4 protein-coding genes and 1 pseudogene are annotated in these 5,135 nt (G+C 27.2%); all 5 read left to right on the top strand.

The annotated features are described in order from the left end of the window. Nucleotides 1–243: pseudogene (locus SPD90_RS09375) on the top strand (AAA family ATPase); the annotation flags it as partial. Nucleotides 244–547: 304 nt separating this feature from the next. Further along, nucleotides 548–1,687, top strand: a complete 1,140-nt coding sequence (locus SPD90_RS09370) for a 4Fe-4S binding protein (protein ID WP_320925052.1) — start codon at nucleotides 548–550, stop codon at nucleotides 1,685–1,687. After that, nucleotides 1,688–2,326, top strand: coding sequence for a hypothetical protein (locus SPD90_RS09365; protein ID WP_320925051.1), 639 nt, complete (start codon nucleotides 1,688–1,690; stop codon nucleotides 2,324–2,326). 169 nt (nucleotides 2,327–2,495) lie between these two features. Then, the gene (locus SPD90_RS09360; protein ID WP_320925050.1) at nucleotides 2,496–3,407 is read left to right on the top strand and encodes a haloacid dehalogenase-like hydrolase; all 912 of its coding nucleotides are present in this window, start codon (nucleotides 2,496–2,498) and stop codon (nucleotides 3,405–3,407) included. Nucleotides 3,408–3,492: 85 nt separating this feature from the next. After that, nucleotides 3,493–5,135: deoxyguanosinetriphosphate triphosphohydrolase family protein (locus SPD90_RS09355; protein ID WP_320925049.1), on the top strand; the 1,643-nt coding region annotated here is incomplete at its 3' end.

Genomic DNA, 5,135 nt, shown 5'->3' with positions numbered 1-5,135 from the left:
CTTAAATATAATACTCTTGAAATTAGAGAAGATGTGATAAGAATGGTTTCAGGAGAGGAGATAGATATAACTATAAATGAAGAATTTAGAGCGGGGCAAGGTGATCCGAAGACTAAGGAAGAAATCTATTCTGCTATGATTACTCTAGGCTTTCTATCTTACAATGACGGTTATTTAAAAATACCAAATAAAGAACTCATGCTAGAATTTGAAAATGAACTAAAAAATAGCACTTTGAAGTAATAAATCTATTATATATATTACATCAAAGTGCTATATTTTTAAATTCTTATTTAAAGTAAGATACTATTTTGTGCTAAAATTTGTTATATCATAAAAAATTATTATATTATTTTAAATCTATTAAGTTTAAATTAAGATTGAAAAAATATAATAAAAAAATAGAAAAAAGAAAGATATTTTAAAATATTTATTAAAATAAAGAATAAGGAGATTGAAAATTAAAAGGATAAAATATTCTATAACGCAAATAACAAGGCACATTATTCAATTAATAAGCTTTATACTATTTCCAGGATTATTTATATTGACATGGAATGCAATATCATCAATATATAGAGCAATATTAGAAGGGACATTTACATTATCTAGCATGATGTCGCCAATATTAATTTTAATAGCAGTAATACCGATCACGATTTTCCTAGGCAGATTTTTCTGCGGATACATCTGCGCCTTTGGAAGTATGCAAGAATTCCTAAATTACCTAGGAACAAAATTAAAAATAAAAAAAATAAAGATAAATCCAAATCTCGACAAAAAATTAAGATACATAAAGTACATATTAATAATAATATTTGTAATGCTTTGGACCTTCAACATCACAATAGACGCAAAGCTCAACCCATGGAATGTCTTTGGCATATATTCATCATACAAGGGCTGGTCAGATTTTAGCATGCTCCTAACATTTGGAGGGCTTTTGCTTTTACTGATAATCATATCTTCACTGTTTGTAGAAAGAGCCTTTTGCAGATATTTTTGTCCATTAGGTGGAATATTTTCATTAATCTCAAAGCCTCGTATTTATAAAATAAAAAAGAATTCAACTAAATGCGTAAACTGCGATTTATGCACAAAAAAATGTCCAATGGGAATAGACGTCGACGAAGAAACAAGCATCCACGGAAAAGTTATTTCCAGTGAATGCATAGATTGCTTCAAATGTATAGATACATGCAAACCAAAAGCTCTATACATAAATCCAAAACAAGCTGTTTCAGGAATAATCGTTGCAGCTACAATTTTAGGAATATATTGTGCAAGTACAATGATTCCAAATGCAAGTAATTCGACCGAACAGTTAATCTCAAATACTTCTTCAGAACAAGGCAAATACGCAGATGGAACTTATACAGGCAGCGGAGAGGGCTATAGAGGAACAGTCACAGTCGAGGTAAAAGTAAGCGGTGGAAATATTTCATCTATCACAGTGCAGTCATATCAAGACGATGAACCATTTTTCGATAAGGCTCAAAACACAATAATAAATGAAATTATTTCCAATCAATCTACAGATGTTGACGTGGTAAGTGGCGCTACTTATAGTAGTAATGGGATAATTGAGGCGGTAAGTGATGCTTTGGGAGTTTCGTTTACGAATCCTAATGATCAGATGGAAGGTGAGAGACATCATGGTGACGGTCATAGACATAGGATGGAATAAATGATTAACAAGACTTTAGGAGGTAATATGGACAGCAAGGAATTAATACAAAAGATGTATAAATATGAAGAAGGTTTATTAAAACAGAGATACGAGAGCGTAAAAGAAAAAGATGTAGAAAGAATATTTGATATGATGCAGGACCCGACTTATATAGAAATTTTGCAAGAGGATATGGATCTATTGATAGATTTAGTGCGTGGACCTGTTTATGTAGATAATGAAATTGCAAATTTTTATATGTTTTCAAAGACAAATGACGGGCTTGACAACATATGGATAGATGAAGCTAGAGATTTAGTTGAAGATTTAATATTTTATAGTCATATAAAATGTGGTGATTACTTATTTTATTTTGATAAAAAGGATTTAGTTGAAATAGCGAAAAAAATATTAGAAAATAGCCTGTGTCAATCAAAGTATTTTAATAAATATTTAGCTCCTTATTTAAGCAAAGAGAAAATAGTTGAGCTTTTATTAGAAGGAAGATTCAAAAGTGAAGTTGTGGAAGATTTGATTGATAAGGTTGATATAGAGATATTATTAAATTTAAATCCAAAACCAGCATTTAAAACGAGCGAAGGAGAACAGATTTATTACTCATATATAGAGGATTTAAAGAAGATAGTTCGTATGTAGAAAATTAAATAAAATGATGAAAAATAGCACTTTGAAGCAATAATGATCTATTAATGCATTATATCAAAGTGCTATAATATTATTATTAAAATCAATATCTAAAGTTTTAAGTACAAAATTTATCTATTAAATTCCAGTTTATAAAAATTACAAAAAGTGAGGGATATTTATGGCAAATATTATAGCAGTTGTTTGGGACTTTGATAAAACACTAGTTAATGGATATATGCAAGATCCTATATTTAAATATTATGGTGAGGATTCAAAAAATTTTTGGAATGAAGTTAATAGTCTTCCAGAAAAGTATGAATCACAAGGTGTAAAAGTTAATAAGGATACTATCTATTTAAATCAATTTATTAAATACGCTAAAGAAGGCAAATTTAAAGGATTAAATAATGATAAGTTAAGAGAATTTGGAAAAGAGTTAGATTTTTATAAGGGAATACCTGAGATATTTCAAAAAACAAAAGAAAAGATAGAAGGAAATACTAAATATAAATTATATGGAATAGAAGTCGAACATTATATCGTTAGTACAGGCATGAAGCAGATAATAGAAGGATCTAATATAAGGAAATTTATACAACAAGTGTGGGCATGCGAATTAATAGAAGATGTTGACCCTGAAAATCCTGAAGAAAAAATAATAAGTGAAATTGGATATACAATTGATAATACCTCAAAGACAAGAGCTTTATTTGAAATTAATAAAGGTGTTGGAATATTAGAGGATATTGATGTAAATATGAAAATAGCTAAAGAATTTAGAAGGGTTCAATTTGAGAACATGATATATATTGCAGATGGACCAAGTGATATACCTGCTTTTTCTGTAGTTAAAAAAAATGGAGGTTCTACATTTGCTATTTATCCTAAAGGGAAAGAAAAAGAATTCAAACAGGTTGAACAAATGAGAAAAGATGGACGTATAGATATGTTCGCAGAAGCGGATTATTCAGAAGGGACAACAGCTTATATGTGGATAATGAATAAAATTGAAGAGTATGCTGATAGGATTTATAAAAGTGAAAGAGATAAGATTTCTCCTGGAGGTACGCCTAAGCATATAATAGATTAAATAATAATATTACAAAAGTATAGAAATTATTATATTTATAACCAAATAAATTAAAAATTTTAATAAAAAACGAGGTGAAATATTTATGAATAAAACTGAAAATTTTATATTAGTAAAAGTAGCAGATGAGAGTGAAGACATAATTGAACGTTTAAATCAAAGTTTTGAATTATCTGAACATAGGTACTATAATTTAAAGTTAAAAGATGAAGAAAATCTTCAAAAAGAAAATTTAGAAAAATTAAAAGAGTACAAGATTGCTTTTTTAGAGTTTAATAAAGAAAATAAAGCAGTTAAGAAAATATATTTAGGAACATGTAAAATAAAGAAAAATGCATATAAAGAACATATGAGTTTTAGTTATATTATAAGGGATATTATTAATTCTAGCTTAGTTATTAAAAATTTTATATCCGCAATAGTTTTTGATTTAAATAAAGATTTTGAGCAAGGCTCTTATGTAAATGTAGAAAGTGCCATAGAAGCATACAATCAATTAGAAGCTTCTAAAAGAAAAATTTACAAATTAAAGTATTCTGATAAATCTAAAAAATATAGAGAGATACCATGGGAACAAAATTTAAATAAATTAAGCCAAAAAAATGAATATTGTATAAGAGCTTATGATGTAAAAGAAAAAAATAGTGATAATAGAAGTGAGTTTCAAATAGACAGAGAGCGTTTAATACATGCTAGAACATTTAGAAGATTAGTGGATAAGGCACAAATATTTACTGCTTCAAAAGGAGATCATTATAGAACAAGAATGACTCATACATTAGAGGTATCTCAAATTGCTAGAGGAATTTGTATTGAATTAGGATTAAATAATGAATTAACAGAGGCAATTGCATTAGCTCATGATATAGGTCATACTCCATTTGGTCACCAGGGGGAAAGAACTTTAAATAATATATTGAGAGGTAAAACAGATATAATTCCTAATTGTGAAAAGTTAAAAATGGGTGGATTCAAGCATAATTATCAAGGATTAAGGGTATTAAGTTACTTAGAAGAAAAATATATACAACATGAGGGAATAAATTTATCTTATCAAGTATTAGAAGGCGTTCTCAAACATACTAAGATATGTGAATTATGTAAAGATGACAAGAAAGATTGTAAATGTCAAGAAGAAAAATGTTTTAAAATAGATGAATTCTTAGTTAACGGAGAAAAGGAATATTTATTTTTAGATTATCCATTTTCTACAACATTAGAAGGTCAAATTGTAGCTATAGCAGATGAAATAGCACAAAGAAGCCATGATTTAGATGATGCTCTTTTATCAAAACATATTAATTTAGATGAATTAATACAATATTGTAGCATAAAAAAAATGAGCGAAATAAAAGAAATTCTTGATAATATAAAATATGAAATAGAATCTAAAAAGAAAGAAGGAAGAATATTTATTTATGAGGAAGATATGATTCGTTCAAGAATAATTTCGGATATTATAACTTTTTTTATAAAAGATGTTGTAAAAGTTTCAGAAAAAAATATGGAAAATTATGAACCAAATGATTTTTTTGATAAAAAGCATAGAATTGATAAAAAATTAATAGATTTTAGTGAGAGTGGAAAAATTGTATTAGAATATTTAGAAAGAATAATTAATAAAAAAGTAATAAATAGCTATGATGTAACAAGATTTGATGATAATGGTGAAAAAATTGTTACATGTTTGTTTAAAGAATATTATAATAATATAAAAATATTACCAGA

It is taken from the genome of Intestinibacter sp. (assembly GCF_034113885.1).
Classification (GTDB): Bacteria; Bacillota; Clostridia; order Peptostreptococcales; family Peptostreptococcaceae; genus Intestinibacter.
The sequence above is the reverse complement of the archived record's forward strand: the minus strand, read 5'-3'. Positions and strand labels throughout refer to the sequence as shown.

Excerpts from the sequence above, each read along its gene's own strand:
- SPD90_RS09365 (WP_320925051.1), top strand. The coding sequence starts at position 1,688 with ATGATTAACAAGACTTTAGGAGGTAATATGGACAGCAAGGAATTAATA.
- SPD90_RS09360 (WP_320925050.1), top strand. The coding sequence starts at position 2,496 with ATGGCAAATATTATAGCAGTTGTTTGGGACTTTGATAAAACACTAGTT.